The sequence below is a fragment of the Syntrophus sp. (in: bacteria) genome, assembly GCF_040768185.1.
In the GTDB taxonomy this organism is placed as follows: Bacteria; Desulfobacterota; Syntrophia; order Syntrophales; family Syntrophaceae; genus Syntrophus; species Syntrophus buswellii.
Window position 1 is genome coordinate 1 of record NZ_JAXGNC010000001.1, and the last position, 17,613, is coordinate 17,613.

The following is a 17,613-nucleotide window of genomic DNA, read 5'->3' on the forward strand; positions in this document are numbered from 1 at the left end:
TTTGAAGGGATCGTTCCCGGCTGTCGTAAAGGGTCGTATTGGCTGCCGTGACGGATTGAAGGAAAAAGCGGGCTCGCGAATGATCCCTCTGCCGGCCGATTCCCAACTGACCCATCTGTTCGAGGGCGTAAACGAAATAGGGAAGGTAATCGTTGGCCTGGCCAAAAAGGATCAGGCCGAAATCGAAGGACTCACCCTGGAGATATGACCTGCGGGTGTCGAGAGGGGGTTCGAGGACGTAAGGATGGGGCGGTGCGGCGATCCGCCGGCGCTCGGGCGGCAGCATTTCCGGCTGATGATCTGTGCGCGATTCCTCACTGGGGCGGATCTCAAAAACGAAGGCGTAAACACATTTTTCCCGCAGGAGGCAGGAGGAACAATCCTGGCGCTTCAATGCACAGGCCACGGACTTCAGGGAATGGCCGAAAACGCCCCGGAAGGTGGAACCTTTATAATGGGGAAGAACCGCATCATCTAGAAAGGTATTATGAAATGAGTATCTGCCGTACAACATGCGTCTGTTCACCTGAAAATGAGAGTGTTGATCTGTTGGAACGCGATTTTATGCGCCCCGGCAGAAAAAGAACAGCGGTGCAACGTTGCTGATGGATTATGCCTCGTGAAAGAGCAGAAAATCCCTGTCCTTGGAATCCTTTTCCCGTATTAAATGTCGGTGTTGGATTGGGAGCAGAGAGAATGACTGGAATTATCCAATATTTATACCGTCTCTTGTAGCACAGATGCGGAAGATGGTCAATGGCCGCCTCCTTATAAGATAAACATCTGAACCCTGCCGCCCGAGCTGCATCAGAAAAAAGATAAAAAAAGAAAGTCAGGATGAAAATAATGAAGGGTGAGGCTTTTCACTTGCATGGAGTTGTTCGTAACATTGACAGGAAGTATTCAAGACGAAGGATTTCAAGGAGAATCGTTAGCGTGATATCTTCAGACGTCAAGGAAGAGCGTACACTTGGAGTAGCGATGCTGAGCCCGGATCTCAAGGTGCTGGCCATCAACAACCGGTTTCGGGAATGGTACCCTGCACTGAAGATCGAGGAACAGCCGCTTTGCTATGAAGCCTTTCGCTTCCATCCGCAGGAGGAAACCTGCCCGAATTGCCCCGTCCTCAAAACCCTGGAAGACGGACAGTCCCATGAGGCGAAGATGGAAGTCTGGTCCACCGAAGGGATCAGGATTCTGCATGTCCTTTCAACGCCTCTTGCGGCCTCTTCGGACGGGCGGGTGACAGCCGTCATCGAGACCGTGGACGACAGGACGGAGCAGGGGAAATCGACGGAAATGCTGATCCAGGATGCGGAGCGGATGGAATCGCTGCTGACCCTGAACTCCATGTCCGACCAGCCGATCGAAACCATCATCCCCTTCGCCGTTGAAAAGAGCATTGCCCTTACGAACAGCGGAATCGGCTATTTCGCCGTTCTCAACCACGACGAGACGGTGTTGACCATGAAATACTGGTCCCGGTCCGCCCATGCCGCCTGCAGGATCGCCGACAAGCCCCTCGTCTATCCCGTGGAAGAAACGGGCCTCTGGGGTGAGGCGGTGCGGCGGAGGAAGGCGATCATCACCAACGATTATGCCGCTCCAAGCCCGTGCAAGAAAGGGACGCCGGAGGGTCACGTCCCCATCATCCGGCACATGAACATCCCCATCTTCAGCGGGAATCGCATTGCCGCCGTGGCGGGAGTCGGCAACAAGGCCACGCCTTATGGAATGAACGACCTCCGTCAGCTGAAACTCCTGATGGACGGCCTGTGGCGCATCATCACCCGCAGGCAGACCGAGGAGGCCCTGCTGGAAAGTGAAGCCAAGATGAAGGCCATCACGGATTCCGCCCAGGATGCCATCACCATGACGGATTGTCAGGGGAAAATCTCCTATTGGAATCCCGCTGCCGAACGCATTTTCGGGTACTCGAGCGGGGAGGCGATGGGCCGGAATTTCTGCGACTGCATCGCACCCAAACGCCTTCATGAGGCGTATCAATCCGCATTCGGGGAAATTCAGCAGACAGGCCGGGGGGGCCTCATGGGAAAAACCATGGAATCGCAGGCCTGCCGGAAAAACGGTCAGGAGCTCGCCGTGGCCATATCGCTTTCTTCCGTCCAGGTAAAGGACCAGTGGCACACCGTGGCCATCTTGAGGGATATCACCGATCAGAAAATAGCCGACGAAACCCTGCGCAGCACCCTGGCGGAATTGGCGCAGGTAAACAATGAGCTTGAAAAGGCCATCGGCTGGGCCAACGAGATGGCCTTTGAATCACAGACCGCCAACATCGCCAAGAGCCAGTTCCTGGCCAACATGAGCCATGAAATCCGAACCCCCATGAACGGCGTCATCGGCATGACCGCCCTGCTCATGGATACCGACCTGTCAAAGGAGCAGCACGCCTATTGCGAAACGATCCATTCCAGCGGAGAGGCGCTGCTCGGCATCATCAACGACATCCTTGACTTTTCAAAGATCGAGGCGGGAAAGATCGAGCTGGAGGAGCTGGATTTCGACATCCGCAATACGGTGGAGGATTCTGCGGCAATTCTCGCCACGCGCGCCCATGAGAAACACCTCGAGTTCACCTGCCGCATCGATCCGGGGCTGCATACCTACCTGTGCGGCGACCCGGGGCGCCTCCGCCAGATCCTGATCAACCTGGGAAGCAATGCCGTCAAGTTCACCGCCCGCGGCGAGGTTTCCTTCGATGTGGCTTCCATGGAGGAAACGGACTCCCAAACGATGGTGCGCTTCGAAGTGAGAGATACAGGCATCGGGATTCCACGGGAGAAAATCGGCCTTCTGTTCAACCCCTTCCAGCAGGTGGATGCCTCTACGACGCGCCGCTTCGGCGGGACAGGCCTCGGGCTGGTCATTTCGAAGCGCCTGGCGGAGTTGATGGGGGGCGAAATCGGCGTGGAAAGTGTCGAGGGTCAGGGGTCGACGTTCTGGTTCACCGCCGTCTTCAAGCGGAGGAAGCCAGGCAGGGACATCGAAGCGGGACTTCCACGCGCCGATGTCCGCGGAGTGCGGGTTCTCGCCGTAGACGACAACGCCACCAACCGCCTCATCCTTTCCGAACAGCTGGATTCGTGGGGGATGCGCCATACCGAGGTCACAAACGGACCGGATGCCCTGTCGCTCCTGCGTGAAGCCAGCAAGAAAGGCGATTCCTACCGGATTGTCGTGACAGACATGCAGATGCCCGTCATGGATGGGGAGACCCTGGGGAAGGCGATCAAGGCGGACCCCCTGTTGAAGGATACCCTACTGATCATGATGACCTCCATGGGCAAACGGGGCGATGCCAGGCGACTGCACTCCGTCGGTTTTTCCGCCTATCTGACCAAGCCGGTTAAGCAATCCCAGCTCTTCGACTGCCTGTCGACCGTTCTTGGCCGGAGCATCCACCCCGGAGCAGCGGAAGATGTCGCCATGGTGACCCGGCATACGCTCAACGAGGCCCAGCGGCGGAAGGCCCGGCTTCTTCTCGTTGAAGACAATCCCACAAACCAGAAGGTTGCGCTGCACATCTTTGGAAAGCTCGGTTTTTCCGCCGACGTGGCGGGCAACGGACGAGAGGCCATCGAAGCCCTGAGAAGGGCGCCCTATGATCTGGTCTTCATGGACGTCCAGATGCCGGTCATGGATGGTTTCGCTGCGACGCGGATGATCCGGGACGGCCGGTCCGGTGTTCTTCATTCCGGGATTCCCATCATCGCAATGACTGCCCATGCCATGAAGGGAGACCGTGAGCGCTGCATCGGGATGGGCATGAGCGACTACATCCCCAAGCCCATCATGCCCGGGGTGCTGGCCGAGATGCTCGATAAATGGCTGGTCCACGCCCCGGAAGCCGCGGCTCCGCAGACGGCTCAAGCGTCATCGGGGGAGGCGGATCCGGTCTCCGGGCCGGTTGTTTTCGATCGGCAAACCCTTCTGGACCGGCTGCTGGGAGACCGGGAGCTGGTTAGAGAGATCTGCGCAGGCTACCTGGAAGAAATGCCGGAACAGTTTCAGCGGTTGAGGCAGGCCGTCGATCGGAACGACGGGGACCTGGTTGGGAAGATGTCGCACACCATGAAAGGCGCCGCGGCCAACGTGGGGGCCATGGCGCTGAGCGCCGCGGCCCTGAATATGGAAAAGACCGTAAAGGGCGGCCGGTTGGAGCAGATGGCCTTGATCCTGCCGGAGATGGAGCGGCATTTTGATGTCCTGAAAAAGCGCATGGAGGAAGATCTGATATGAAGGTTCTCATCGCCGAAGATGATTCCACATCGCGTCGAATTCTGACGGCCATTTTGAAAAAGTGTGGTTACGATCCCGTTGTCACGGAGGACGGTCAGGCGGCCTGGGACATCCTGAAGCAGGCCGACGCGCCGAAGCTTCTTCTTCTTGACTGGAATATGCCGAAAATGGAAGGCCCGGAAATCTGCCGCCTTCTGAGGCAGGAAAGGACATCGGATCCCCCTTATGTCATTTTGTTGACGAGCCGGGACGAGAAGGGAGACATCGTTCTGGGATTGGATGCCGGGGCCAATGACTACATCGTGAAACCTTACGATCCGAAAGAACTGCAGGCGCGAATCCGGGTCGGGGGGCGGATGATCGAGCTGCAGGCCAGCCTGGCAAAAGCCTATGCGGAGCTGAGCCACCAGGCGACCCACGATCCGCTGACCGGGGTGCTGAATCGACGCGCCGTTCTGATGAGGCTTTCCGAGGAGCTTGAACGGGCAAAGCGGGAGAAGGGGCGATTGAGCATCGGCATGTGCGACCTCGATCACTTCAAGAAGATAAACGACACCCACGGCCACCTGGTGGGGGATAACGTGCTGACCGCTTTCACCCGCTGCATTGAAGGCCAGCTGCGCCCATACGACAGTTTTGGGCGCTATGGCGGGGAGGAGTTCCTTGTGATTTCGACGGCGTCGGGAAAGGAGTCGGACGGGCAGCTCTATGAACGCCTCTGCAAGAGAGTCGCCGCCAATCGGATTTCCGGGCCGTCGGGGCCTGTTCCCGTGACGGTCAGCATCGGCGTTGCCGAGGCGACGGAACAAAGCTGTGTTGACGGGCTGCTTCGGGCTGCCGATGCGGCCCTTTACAGGGCAAAAGCCGAGGGCCGCAACCGGGTGGCCTATGCCCATGGCTCCAAGGCCGATCAAGCCGGGGACGGCGCTTCTGAATTGCAGCGCAAGTCTGCCGACATCCGGCAGGTTTGCGCCGCTGAAGTTGCCGGGGCGTAACTCCTCCGTTTGTCGATTAAGATTTCAGCTCCGACGTGCAGTTCGGGCAGCGGGTGGCGCCTTCCTTTTTCACTTGCCTCCTTTGGTAAAATTTCAAAAATATTAAGATCACGAATAAAGAATGTCAACCGACCGGCTTATTGACGGTTCTTTGGGGACAAGGTTCTCATCCATTCGGAAGAAACATATTTCTGGAATTGACGAAGTGTGTCGCTAGTGTTACACTGCATCAAAAAAGGAAAAATGATCATGCCTACCAGCAATCCGAGAGTAAACGTCGTGGTCGAGAAACCCCTCTATGAAATGATGCGGGAACTGGCAGCCAGTGAAGGCGTGTCCCTGTCCACCCTGGCCCGCGATCTGATCCGGGAGGCGATTGAATTGCGGGAAGATGTGGCGCTGGCCGCTTTCGCAGACGAACGGACGAAGAGTTTTGACCGGAAAAAAGCACTCTCCCATGAAGAGACGTGGGAATAGCCATGGCCTTTACCCTCTGCTATCACCCGGCTGTCCGTACCGAGGACTTGGCGCTCATCGACCGAAAAACGAAAGATCGGATCCGAAAGGCCATTGAAGAGCGCCTGCGGATAGCCCCCCACGAATACGGAGAGCCGCTGCGCAAGACCCTGAAAGGATACTGGAAGCTGCGGGTCGGCGATTACCGGGTTGTTTTCAGGATTGTCGAATTCGAGGTGGAAATTCTCGGAATCCGGAATAGACGAACCGTCTATGAGGATGTCGGCGTGCGGTCTGTTTCGCGTAGGCCTTATTGATTGTCTGTCCGGGTGTTTTTAAGTCCAGTTTCATGTCACTTGGCCTTTTTCATCGTCGTGTGAGGCGGGAAAAATGAATATCAGGCGGATTCAGGAAAAAGCTTGTCGCAACCCTTATCATGTCAGCGACAAGAGGTCAAGGAACTCCATGTTTCGATAGGGGAAATTGCTCTTTGAGGGAAAGGGGGAATCGAAAAGCTCCACGGAGAAGCGCCTGCCTGGGTCTGACCCGTTCTTCCACCTGCGCTTCCCATTCGCTGATGTCGGCTTTCGGATCGGCTTTTCTCGCCGTCAGGATCTGATCGACCAGGGAAACGATGGGGAGCCTGGTCTTCAGGTGGAACATCCGGGATGGGAAGCTTTTTTCAGTCGTCGGGATAAAGATGGATGTTGCTGCGCCGGTTGGCGCGGAGAAAGTCACGTGCGACGGATGAGTTCATGACCGCCAGCAGGAATTTTACATGGAAGCGGCGGCTCGTCGCCTCTAGGGTTCGCGCTGCGGTAGATCGGCTCACGGCACTTTTCGGCGTATCGTGCGGTTTTTTGAAGGGATCTGTTGCGGATACCTGTGAGGTTTTGCCAGCGGATGAAACCCACGCTGCTTTCTGTAAAGTAAAGCCGCTGATCATCATAACATGCCTTGGGATCAGGACCTGGACTTCGTTGAACAAAATCTTTTCCCCAGTGTCATACAACTCTGGAAAAGTAGGACGACTGAACAAGGTCGGAGCACGTTCTGGGCCACACTCCAGCCACTTGTGAATTATTTGGTAGCCACCGGTCCGAGATGTTTTCCCTCCACAAACGGTTTGGGATGCAAGTCGTCCTGCTCATTCACGACGAGATCTTCCATCTGGAAAGCCCCTCGTGCAGCTTTTTCATCGGCATGAACTACCATACCCTTTGTGATATAAAAAATCTCGGTCAGAGGGATCGTTTGTGGTGAAGGTTGAAGGGCATTTCTTCCGGGAAGAACACCCGATAAGACGAGCGCTCCTGCTCATCCGTCGGCAGGAGACGCACCTTGCCGAATTCACCCTCATGGAGCCGCCGAAGCGGCCGGTTGGCTTTTCCGTCGCGCTTCTCGAAAAAACAGATGACGTTATGGACCGATGCTTCATCAAACACATCCAGGCTGCCGATGAAGTCGATTCCAGTCACGGCGCTGTTTTTCAGGAACCACTCCTGAGATTTCCGGGAATACTTGGCATGGCAGTATGCATCTGAGACGATCATGGCCTCAACACCCGAAGGGGCGAGGAGCAGCCGGTAGCCCAACTCCATGAACGGAATATACAGGTCCCACTTCTCCCATAGTGTCTCGTATTGCTCTGAATCGATGATGTTCCGACGCATGTTCAGGTGCTCCTGGCCGGAGTCGGCCCGCATATACGGCGGATTGCCGATGACCACGTCAAAGCCGGCAAACTCCCCGTTTTCATCCAGGACCTCGGGGAACTCGAAACGCCATTCAAAGGCGTTGGCATAGATCGTCCGCTGCCTTTCGGAAATTTTCTTTTCCAGCTCTCCGCCCGCTTCTGCAGGTCCTCAAGTTTTTCCTGTGTTGGTCGAGAAGTCAAAAACCGTCTGGGCGAGCTGGTTTGTACTTTCCGATATTCACGCAAGGTACCAGTCGGCGGGAAAGGAAAGGGATTACCACTGTTCTTTGAGAGATTCGATCTCCCGCCGAAGGAGGTTCTTGTGTTTCGACCCATCCGTGGAAAGCTTGTAGAGCCACACCTTTTCCTTGTACCGTTTGGTCAGATTGCCAGTTTCTGCCGCTCCGGCGGTGCATAATGCATAGGAAACGCCGCTCTCCTGCAGGGCAAACCGGCGATCAGGGAATTGCCGCTTTTGATGTTGATGTCAATATTGGGAAGGGTTTCAGGGCTCCCGGTTGCTTCCTTCTTCTCCATCCTGACGGTATTGAGCGTTTTTCAGGAGCTCTATCCAGAGCCGGAGACGGCGAATCGCAACCGATTTCGGGTTGATGTCCACCCCGAAGAGGCAATTTTCGATGACGGTCGCCTTTTCCCGGAAGAGGGTTTCCTGCACCCGCTGCGACTCTTTGTTACCGGGCCGATAAACAAAAAGGTCCGTTTTCGTCCAGGCCGAAAGTTCATCGTTTTCAACGGTGATTTCATAGTCTTTCAGTAATCTTCCATCCTGGTCCATCAGGATTTGAAGTTCAGACTTGATTGCAATGATTTCGTTCAGGGCGGAGACCGGGAAGTGGCCGGAGCCGACGGCGGGATCACAGATCTTCAGGCTGTTGACGAGTTCGTTGGCGTTACGCCGTTGGGAGGGGGCAATGGCATTATAGACATCGGTGAGGTCGGCACATTTCCAGCCGTAATGGCGATTGAATTTTTCCATCACCGCCCGCCGGATTGACTCGCGGCTCATATACATCGTGATATAGCCCGGCGTATAGAATGAGCCGTCACGATAGCCGTTGATTTTTTCGAAGATGAGGCCCAGTACCGAGGCGTTGATGATCGTTTTTTGGGCGTTTCCTGAATCGGGGCGTTTCCTTCACTGGCGAAGTCGTAGGCATCGAGAAATTCAAAGAGATAATGAAGGGGTGTTGCGGGTGCCGCTCGCCCTCCTGCCGGAACCGTCCTTCAACACCGTGGCAGGATAGAGAGGGAGTTCAAGGCGATGTTTGAGATTGGAGATCTGGAGTGTCTGCCGTTCCAGATCGCTGAACTCGAAGAGGGAACTGTTCAGGTAGGGAATGTCTCCGAATTTGGACGCGATTGTCGCTGTTCTTTCCCGGGGGTGGCGGGCAAGGACCTCGAAGAACAACTCCTGCAGATCGTCGAAGTCCCTGATGAGGTCTCTGTTTAGAAAGGCGCCGATTGTGTCGCCTTGGTTCCAGGCAATCAGGCGACCTTCCAGCAGTTTGAGGAACAGGAGGCGATTGAGCCAGGTGTCTACAACTCCAGGGCAATGCTGAAGATTTGTTCCTCCTCGCCGGGACCATATTCTGCGAGGTTTTCCATGGTCACCAGCGTCTGTTGTACCTGGAGGAGATTGATCGTGTTTTCCAAAAGCGAGCCTTCATCACGCCGCCCTTCAACTTTACGGCGAATGAGTTTCTTACCCTTTTCCTTGACCTCCTCCAGCCCGATGTGTGTAACAGCTCGCCGTAAAAAGCTCGGTTCAGCGAGTTGCTGTCATTGGCAAAAGGCTGTTTCAGAAGGTGCCGGGAGTGAGAACAGCTTGAACAGATCGATGAGTTTCCTGCTTTCGACCTTCCGAGCATTGATGATCTTCGCGTAGTTTCGCCAGATCAGGCCAGCAACAGGGGATCGCGACGTCAAGGGCGTCAAGCCATGGTTAAACACATCCTCATAAAAAAGCGATTATCATGACCACCGGGTCTCAACTCCTTGAACACTTGACAAGCTTGGGATTCCGCCGGATATGCTTTTCGAACCAAACACCATCGAAGACGAACCATTCATCCGGTATTCGTGACCAGCAGGTGCTTGATGTCATGATTATGTTCTTCAATCACGCAAGCCGAGATAATACAGGATGATTTCATGAAAGGCCTTGGCATTGGGTTTTTCCGCGTCATCATCTCCTGTCTGTTGACCGGGGTCTTGGTTTCTATCAGGACGGACACCGGGTCAGACGAAGATGGTCCGGTATAGATGGCAGATCAATGTGATCGCTGGTATTTACGAGATTGGTGCGGCGGTACCAGGTGTCCTTGAGGAAATCGGCGATAAAATTCTTTAGGTGTTCTTCTCTCTCATCTGTACGCAGGCGTTCAAAAAGAACGAAAGGTTTTCTCTGAATTTATCCAGCTCGTCACGGCGGACGGTCTGTTTCGCGTAAGCCTTATTGATTGTCTGTCCGGGTGTTTTTAAGTCCAGTTTCATGTCACTTGGCCTTTTTCATCGTCGTGTGAGGCGGGAAAAATGAACATCAATTGAATTCAGGAAAAAGCTTGTCGCAACCCTTATCATGTCAGCGACCAGAGGTCAAGGAACTCCCATGTTTCGATAGGGAAATTGCTCTTTGAGGAAAGGGGGAATAGAAAAGCTCCACGGAGAAGCCCCCTCCCGCCGCGGGGTGTCCCACCCGCCCCCGCTTCCGGGATTCCAGCGGGCTCAGCTCTTCAACTCCGACGTGCAGTTCGGGCAGCGGGTGGCCTTAATGGGGATGGTGGAAAGGCAGTAGGGGCACTCCTTGGTGTCGGGCGCCGCCTCGGCCTCGGGCTTTTCCATCCTTCTGCGGAGTTCGTTCATGTTGCGGATGACAAGGAAAAGGGCGAAGGCGACAATGACGAAGTTGACGATTGTATTGATGAAAAGGCCGTAATTGACGGTGACGGCTCCCGCCTTCTGGGCCTCGGCCAGGGTGGCAAAGGGGCCGGGGCTTGCGCCTTCCTTGATGATCATAAAGAGGTTGGTGAAATCCGCAGATCCCAAGACGAGGCCCAGCGGGGGCATGAGGAGATCATCCACCAGGGATTTGATGATTGCGCCGAAAGCGACGCCGAGAACGATACCCACAGCCATGTCCACAACGTTTCCCTTTAATGCGAACTCCTTGAATTCCTTTAACATAGCTTCTCCTCCTCACAAATGTACTCTTTAAGAATCGGTTTCTCTTTACCAACTGCCAAAAAGACGCGCCTGTCGAACGGAAACATCAACCCCTGCCGCTACAGATAAGAACTTTCGCCGATCTCTTCGGGCGAAATTCTCCCGCGGAACACCCGGTAAGCCCAGGATTGATAAAAGATAATGAGCGGGACAAAAATGGCGGCCACAATGGTCATGACCTTCAGGGTGTAAACTCCCGACGCCGCGTTGGAAACAGTGACGCTGAAGGCCGGATCGGTGCGTGAAGGGAGCAGGTCGGGATAAAGGCCGGCAAAGCAGGAGGCCATCAGTAGAAGTATGGAGAGCCCTGAGGCCGCAAAGGCCTTGAGATAAGAGGACCTCTGAAGATGAACCTTGATCGCGAAAAGGGCCGCCAGGGTGAGGACCGGGAAAATCAGCAACACGCCATTCTGGAAAAAGGCGACGGGAAGGCGCGAATTGTAACCGGAGCCGACCACAAAAAGGATGACGGCGGCCATCAGGGGTATCCAGAACCGCCGAGCGAAGTCGCCGGCCCGCGCGGAAAGAGCACCCTCTGTTTTGAGGGCGATCCACAAAGCCCCGTGGACAAGAAAAAGGACGCAGAAAAGCACTCCGACCAGCAGTGCATAGGGATTGAGCAGCTCCATGAACGGCCCGCTGAAGCCGCGTTCATCCATGGGAAGACCCCGGAAGATGTTGCCGAAAAACACGCCGAAGAGAAACGCCGGCAAGGCGCTTCCGAATAAAATGCCGGCGTCGCATGCGGCCTGCCATGCCGGAGATTCGAGCTTTTCACGGAATTCGAGGGCCACGCCCCGGACGATGAGGGCGAACAGAACCAGCAGGAGGGGAATGTAGAAGGAGCTGAAGATGACGGCGTAGGCCGCCGGGAAGGCCGCAAAGGTTGCCCCGCCCGCCGTGACCAGCCACACTTCGTTGCCGTTCCACAGGGGGCCGAAGCTTTCCAGGATGGCCTGTTTTTCCTTTTCCGTCTTGCCGAGAGTGGAGAGAAGCATTCCCGCGCCGAGATCGAATCCATCCGTTGCGAAATAGGCGGCCCAGAGCACTCCCAGAAGAGCAAACCACACGAGCGGATAATCCATGACGTCGTACCTCCGGTTCTTATGTTGAAGATGTGGTGTTCGGCGCCGGCGTCCCGGCGGGGTCCGGCCCTTTACGGATGTGGTGGATCATCAGGTAGAGCCCGACGATGAGCAGCAGGGAGTAGAGGAGCCCGAAACCGATGAGGGAAAACATCACCTGGCTGCCGGCTATGTTGGGGGACACGGCGTCCCTGGTCCGCATCAGGCCGTAAACGATCCAGGGCTGCCGTCCCACTTCCGCCACGATCCATCCTGCCTGGGACGCCAGGTAGGGCAGGGGAATGCAGAACACCAGCAGGCGCAGAAAACCGGGAAAGGTTTCCAGGCGGTTCCGGACACTGAGGTAAAGGGCGGCGGCGGACAGGAGAATAAACAGCCCCCCGAGGTAGACCATGAAGCGGAAGCCGTAAAAAACCTCGCTGACCGGCGGCCGATCCTCCTTGGGAAACTCCTTGAGACCCTTGACTTCAGCATGGATATCGCGGTAGGCGAGCAGGCTGACCAGGTAGGGGATGCCGATGGCCTCGACCCTGTTCCGTTCGTTTTTATCGTCCGGAATGATGAAGAGGTAAAGGGGAACGGAGCTTTGCGTGTCCCAGAGGGCTTCCATGGCGGCGAGTTTGGCCGGCTGCACATGGCCCACTTCAGCCCCGTGGAAGTCGCCGATGCCCACGACGCCAAGGGAGCTTACCAGACCGAAAACGGCCGCCATGCGGAAAGAGGCTTTGAACAGAGGCAGTTCGCGCCCCTTGAGGATATGCCATGCGGAAATGCCGAGAACGAAGAACGCAGCGGTGACATAACCGGCGGAAATCGTGTGCAGGAACTTGAGCCAGCCGTAACTGCTGGTGACAAGGGCCGTAAAATCGACCATTTCCGCCCGCGAGTTGCGGAGGACATAGCCGACGGGGTGCTGCATCCAGCCGTTCGCCAGGAGGATCCAGAGGGCGGACAGGTTCGTGCCCAGGGCGACCATCCACATGGAGAAGGCGTGCATCCGTGGAGAGAGGCGCTTCCACCCGAAGATCCACAGCCCGATAAATACGGATTCCAGGAAGAAGGCGGCCGTGGCCTCGATGGCCAGGGGCGAGCCGAAGATATCTCCGACGAACCTGGAATAGGCGGCCCAGTTCATCCCGAACTGAAATTCCAGGGTCAGGCCGGTGACGAGTCCAATGGCGAAATTAATAAGGAAGAGTTTGCCCCAGAAGCGCGTCATGCGAAGGTAAAGGGGATTGCCGGTGGAAACATACCGGCTCTCCATAAACGCGACCAGGACGGTGAGCCCCAGGGTCAGGGGAACAAAGAGGAAATGAAAACCCGCCGTCATGGCGAACTGCAATCGACTGAGCGACAGCACATCCATAGCGCATTCTCCTTGCGGATTGGAGGTTCGGGGATCAATCTCTGCCTGTCGGTAGGCCAGTGTTCAGCTCTGCCGTGTACTATCGCAGGAAATGCCCCTCAATGCAACCAGATTTGCCGTCCCGGCCGGACGGATGGGGGCGCACACCCCCGCTTTCCCTGGGAGAATGCGCCATTTCATTGCCCGGTTCGCGGATCTCAAGTTGGTTCGCTCCCCGGCATCGCCGATACCCGGTGCCGCTGACGGTCTAAGGGCCTTACGGCCTTGCGTCAGGCGGAGCATCCGCCGGAACGATGGGGCAGTAAATCTGGTCGCGGTCGTCGTTCATCCCGATCGGCTTGTCCGTCCGCAGAAGTTTCAGCCAGACGCGGATGTTGTCGGCGATAATGATCACCACCAGCGCAATAACGGCCATGCTGAGCCAGACGTTGAGCATCTGGGATTTGGCCAGGTAGGTCTGGATGTTCATGTATCCGGCGGCCAGGGTGGTGATCGTGATCAGGATGCAGGGGACGAAGGTGATCAGGGCGTAGGACTTCTTCCGTCCGATCCTCAAAATGATGGTGGTGCCGATGGCCAGGGCCACAGCGGACAGCGTCTGGTTCGTGGCACCAAACATGGGCCATATGGAGGAGACATCCCCGGTGTAGAGGAGGTAGCCCCAGGCCAGGGAGACGATGGCGCTTGTGGCGATCACGCCGGGCATCCAGTCCTTCCGGCTCAGAGGCTTGTAGGCGTAGCCGAGGACGTCCTGGAGGATGTAGCGGGCCACGCGGGTGCCGGCATCGATGGTTGTCAGGATGAAGAGGGCCTCGAACATGATGATGAACTGGAACCAGTACTTCATCGTGTGGCGGAGCCCCTCGCTGATGCTGGAGAAGATATGGGCCATGCCGACGGCCAGGGAAATGGCGCCGCCGGGGCGGTGGGCGACATCCAGCCCGACGAGCTGATTCAGGTACGGCAGATCGACGACCTGCATGTTCAATTTCGAGAAGACGGCCGAAGAGGTGTTGATGGCGAAGTAATCGGCCGGAACAAGGGTCACGGCGGCAAAAAGGGCCATCATGGCCACGAAGGCTTCCGTCAGCATGGCGCCGTATCCGATGACGGGAATTTCCGTCTCCCGTTCGATCATTTTAGGGGTCGTTCCCGAGCCGATCAGGGCATGAAATCCGGAAATGGCTCCGCAGGCGATGGTGATGAACACATAGGGCCACCAGGGACCCGGGATGATGGGGCCCCCGCCGTGGACGAAGTCTGTCACGAGGGGCATCTTGATCGTCGGGTTGACGAACAGCAGACCGACGGCCAGGGCGGCGACGACACCTATTTTCATGAAGGTGCTCAGGTAATCCCGGGGCGCCAGAAGGAGCCACACCGGGATGGCGGCGGCGCAGAAGCCGTAGATCGGCAGGAGAATGGACATCTGCTTCTTGTCGAAGGTAAACCAGCCGGCAAGGCTTGAATCGGCGATATGGGGCCCGAAAAAGACGGCGGCGCAGACCAGGGTGACGCCTGCAATCGAGCCGCTCAGAATGGCGCCGGGCCGGATTCGAAACATGTAGAGCCCGATCACCATGGCAATGGGGATCGTCATGGCGATGGAGAAAACGCCCCAGGGGTTGTTGAAGAGGGCATTGACGACGGCAACGCCCAGCCCGGCAAGGGCCACCAGGATGATGAACAGGATGACGACCGCCGTGACGGCCCCCGTGATTCTGCTCACGTCCTTTTCGGCGATGACCGACAGGGATTGGCCTTCATGGCGGTAGGAGGCGAAAAGGATGATCATGTCGTGGACGCAGCCGGCGAAAATGGAGCCGAGGAGAATCCAGAAAAAGCCGGGCCCCCATCCGTACTGCGCGGCCAGGACGGGTCCGATCAGGGGCCCTGCCCCGGCAATGGCGGCAAAATGATGGCCGAAGACAACCCATTTGTTGGTGGGAACGTAATTCTGGCCGTCGTTGCATAGAACGGATGGCGCGATGTTCCGGTCATCGAGGAGAAGAACCCTGGCGGCGATGAAAGCGGCGTAATAGCGGTAAGCCAGGGCGAAGGCGCATAAGCTGCCGATCAGTAAGTACAGGACGCTCACGGATTATTTCCTTTCCTTAGAAATGGTTTTTAAGCCGGCGGTCCGTCTCGAAGGCAGGCTCCGGCCGTAAACGCTCAGAAATGAGGGCGATGAACTTATGGCTTCATGCAATGTTATAGGAGCCGGTGCCCACCGCGATGAGCTGGTTCGATTCATCGTGGAGTTCGACCCGGATAACCGCGACTTTATTGCCCGTTCTTAAATTGTAACCCGTGGAGATGAACTCCTTCCCCCGGCCCGGACGCAGGTAGTCCACGCGCAGATCGATGGTGCCCAGCTTGCCGATCCGCGCCAGTCTCCTGTCCAGGGATTCTCCGGGCAGCTTGCCCTGAATGCCCATGAAAGCCGCCAGGCCGCCGGTGACGTCAATGAGGGATGAAATAACCCCGCCATGGAGGCTTCCTTGGACATAGTTGCCGACAAACTCCTCCCGCATTTCAAGGAGAAGCTGAACGCGGTCGAAACTGATCGACCGGATTTTAATGCCCAGGATTTTATGAAAGGGGGCCTTTTCTTCGAATATGTCGCGGATAGCCGCGAGAAACTCTCCACCTTCTGTCAACAGATCCATTCCTTTCCCCTTGAACGGCCGCAGCGAAGAGGCCGGCGGGTTCCCGTCTCCCGTTTTTTCGGCTCATCCTATTCCTAAAAGGGCCGGAAGGCAATACCCCGCTTTTTTGAACGCACAGGTTTTTTAAATGCGGGTCAGCTGGCGGTATTTGATCCGGTGGGGCTGATCGGCGGCGCTTCCGAGGCGGGCCCGCCGGTCCGCTTCATACTCGGAATAGTTTCCGTCAAACCAGACGACGCGGCTTTCGCCCTCAAAAGCCAGGATGTGGGTGGCGATGCGGTCCAGAAACCAGCGGTCATGGCTGATGACAACGGCGCAGCCGGCGAAATTTTCCAGGGCTTCCTCCAGGGCGCGCATGGTATTGACGTCCAGGTCATTGGTGGGCTCGTCGAGCAGGAGGACATTGGCCCCCTGCTTCAGCATCCGCGCCAGGTGAACGCGGTTCCGCTCCCCGCCGGAGAGGTCCCCCACCTTTTTCTGCTGGTCCGTTCCCGAGAAGTTGAAGCGGGCCACGTAGGCCCGGGAGTTCACCTGGCGGCTTCCCAGGGAAAGGGTGTCCAGTCCCTCGGAAATCGTCTCCCAGATCGTCCTGTTCGGATCGAGGACATCCCGGCTCTGGTCCACATAGGCCAGTGAAACCGTCTCTCCGATGCGGAGGGAACCGCTGTCCGGCTTTTCCTGGCCGGTGATCATCCTGAAGAGGGTGGTTTTGCCTGCGCCGTTGGGGCCGATGACGCCGACGATTCCGCCCGGGGGGAGGGCGAAGGAAAGATCGTCGATGAGGATCCGCTCCCCGAAGGCCTTGCTGAGATGCTCCGCCTCGATGACGAGCCTGCCCAGACGCGGTCCCGGGGGGATGTAGATTTCCAGTTCGGCGCCCCGCTTTTCCCCTTCCTGGCCGAGAAGGTTTTCATAGGCCGAAATGCGGGCCTTCGATTTGGCGTGGCGGCCCCTGGGGCTCATCCGGATCCACTCCAGCTCCCGCTCCAGGGTCTTCTGCCGCTCCGTCTCCTTCTTCTCTTCGTTGCGCAGCCGCGTCTGCTTCTGCTCCAGCCACGAGGAATAGTTGCCCTTCCAGGGAATTCCCTCCCCGCGGTCAAGTTCGAGAATCCACTCGGCCACATTGTCCAGGAAGTACCGGTCGTGGGTGACGGCGATGATCGTTCCCTCGTACGTCTTCAGGTGATGCTCCAGCCAGGCCACCGTTTCTGCGTCCAGGTGGTTGGTGGGTTCGTCGAGGAGCAGGATGTCGGGCCTCTGCAGGAGGAGGCGGCAGAGGGCCACCCGCCGCCGCTCGCCGCCGGAGAGAACCTTCACGGGGGTGTCTCCCGCCGGGCAGCGCAGGGCGTCCATGGCCATTTCCAGGCGGGCGTCGAGGTCCCAGGCGTCCATGGCGTCCAGCTTGTCCTGGACCTCCGCCTGCCGGTCGCACAGGCGGGTCATCTCTTCATCGGACATGGGGTCGGAGAACTGCTCGCTGATCCGGTTGTATTCCGCCAGGAGTTCCACCGTAGCGGCAGCGCCCTGCTCCACGATGTCCCGGACGGTCAGGGCCTCATCCAGCTGCGGCTCCTGCTCCAGAAACCCGATGGAATATCCCGGCGAGGGGATCGTCTTGCCGTTGAACTCCGTATCGACCCCGGCCAGGATCCGCAGCAGGGAACTCTTGCCCGACCCGTTCAGTCCGAGGACGCCGATCTTGGCTCCGTAAAAATAGGACAGGGAAATGTCCTTGAGAACCGGTTTCTTGTCGTAAACCTTGGTCACTCCGATCATGGAGTAGATGACTTTGCGGGGATCCCGGGCCATGCTGAAATTCTTCCTCCTTAACGCGACTTAA

Annotated in this window: 14 protein-coding genes and 2 pseudogenes; 4 read left to right on the forward strand and 12 right to left on the reverse strand. The window is 57.2% G+C overall.

The window, feature by feature from the left end:
• Positions 1-514 (reverse strand): annotated as a pseudogene (locus AB3175_RS00005) (CRISPR-associated protein Cas6); the annotation flags it as partial.
• 422 nt (positions 515-936) lie between these two features.
• Between AB3175_RS00005 and AB3175_RS00010 the strand changes: the two are divergent.
• The 4 genes from AB3175_RS00010 to AB3175_RS00025 all read left to right on the forward strand — a co-directional run bounded on the left by AB3175_RS00010 (position 937) and on the right by AB3175_RS00025 (position 6,031).
• Positions 937-4,263 carry a response regulator gene (locus AB3175_RS00010; protein ID WP_367358892.1) on the forward strand — a complete coding sequence of 1,109 codons (3,327 nt, stop codon included), beginning with the start codon at positions 937-939 and terminating at the stop codon, positions 4,261-4,263.
• Positions 4,260-5,258 (forward strand): diguanylate cyclase, encoded by a 999-nt coding sequence (locus tag AB3175_RS00015; protein ID WP_367358893.1) that lies wholly within the window; start codon positions 4,260-4,262, stop codon positions 5,256-5,258. Before AB3175_RS00010 ends, AB3175_RS00015 begins: the two co-directional genes overlap by 4 nt.
• Before the next feature lie 249 nt (positions 5,259-5,507).
• Positions 5,508-5,735 (forward strand): DUF6290 family protein, encoded by a 228-nt coding sequence (locus AB3175_RS00020; RefSeq protein ID WP_367358894.1) that lies wholly within the window; start codon positions 5,508-5,510, stop codon positions 5,733-5,735.
• A complete protein-coding gene (locus AB3175_RS00025) occupies positions 5,726-6,031 on the forward strand; it encodes a type II toxin-antitoxin system RelE/ParE family toxin (protein ID WP_367358895.1) in 306 nt (101 codons plus the stop codon). The genes AB3175_RS00020 and AB3175_RS00025 overlap by 10 nt, the downstream gene beginning before the upstream one ends.
• Before the next feature lie 136 nt (positions 6,032-6,167).
• Here the strand turns inward: AB3175_RS00025 and AB3175_RS00030 are convergent, their stop codons facing one another.
• The 11 genes and pseudogenes from AB3175_RS00030 to ettA form a co-directional block, all read right to left on the reverse strand.
• Positions 6,168-6,377 carry a hypothetical protein gene (locus tag AB3175_RS00030; RefSeq protein ID WP_367358896.1) on the reverse strand — a complete coding sequence of 70 codons (210 nt, stop codon included), beginning with the start codon at positions 6,375-6,377 and terminating at the stop codon, positions 6,168-6,170.
• 19 nt (positions 6,378-6,396) lie between these two features.
• Positions 6,397-6,546: a hypothetical protein gene (locus AB3175_RS00035; RefSeq protein WP_367358897.1), complete on the reverse strand. Its 150-nt coding sequence runs from the start codon at positions 6,544-6,546 to the stop codon at positions 6,397-6,399.
• A gap of 409 nt (positions 6,547-6,955) precedes the next feature.
• A pseudogene (locus AB3175_RS00040) lies at positions 6,956-7,519 on the reverse strand (Eco57I restriction-modification methylase domain-containing protein); the annotation flags it as partial.
• Between the two features lie 396 nt (positions 7,520-7,915).
• Positions 7,916-8,437: a hypothetical protein gene (locus tag AB3175_RS00045; protein WP_367358898.1), complete on the reverse strand. Its 522-nt coding sequence runs from the start codon at positions 8,435-8,437 to the stop codon at positions 7,916-7,918.
• 159 nt (positions 8,438-8,596) lie between these two features.
• Complete coding sequence (locus AB3175_RS00050; protein WP_367358899.1) at positions 8,597-8,839, reverse strand: hypothetical protein; 243 nt, start codon at positions 8,837-8,839, stop codon at positions 8,597-8,599.
• A 1,316-nt stretch (positions 8,840-10,155) separates the two neighbouring features.
• Positions 10,156-10,614 (reverse strand): large conductance mechanosensitive channel protein MscL, encoded by a 459-nt coding sequence (gene mscL / locus AB3175_RS00055; RefSeq protein WP_367358900.1) that lies wholly within the window; start codon positions 10,612-10,614, stop codon positions 10,156-10,158.
• A gap of 98 nt (positions 10,615-10,712) precedes the next feature.
• Entirely contained in the window at positions 10,713-11,738 is a 1,026-nt protein-coding gene (cydB, locus tag AB3175_RS00060; protein WP_367358901.1) for a cytochrome d ubiquinol oxidase subunit II, read from the reverse strand.
• A 19-nt stretch (positions 11,739-11,757) separates the two neighbouring features.
• The gene (locus AB3175_RS00065) at positions 11,758-13,104 is read right to left on the reverse strand and encodes a cytochrome ubiquinol oxidase subunit I (protein WP_367358902.1); all 1,347 of its coding nucleotides are present in this window, start codon (positions 13,102-13,104) and stop codon (positions 11,758-11,760) included.
• Positions 13,105-13,360: 256 nt separating this feature from the next.
• A complete protein-coding gene (locus AB3175_RS00070; protein WP_367358903.1) occupies positions 13,361-15,202 on the reverse strand; it encodes a carbon starvation protein A in 1,842 nt (613 codons plus the stop codon).
• Positions 15,203-15,305: 103 nt separating this feature from the next.
• Positions 15,306-15,773: a thioesterase family protein gene (locus tag AB3175_RS00075; protein WP_367358904.1), complete on the reverse strand. Its 468-nt coding sequence runs from the start codon at positions 15,771-15,773 to the stop codon at positions 15,306-15,308.
• A gap of 123 nt (positions 15,774-15,896) precedes the next feature.
• On the reverse strand, positions 15,897-17,582 hold the full coding sequence (gene ettA, locus AB3175_RS00080) for an energy-dependent translational throttle protein EttA (protein ID WP_367358905.1): 1,686 nt from the start codon (positions 17,580-17,582) through the stop codon (positions 15,897-15,899).
• Between the last annotated feature and the right edge of the window lie 31 nt (positions 17,583-17,613).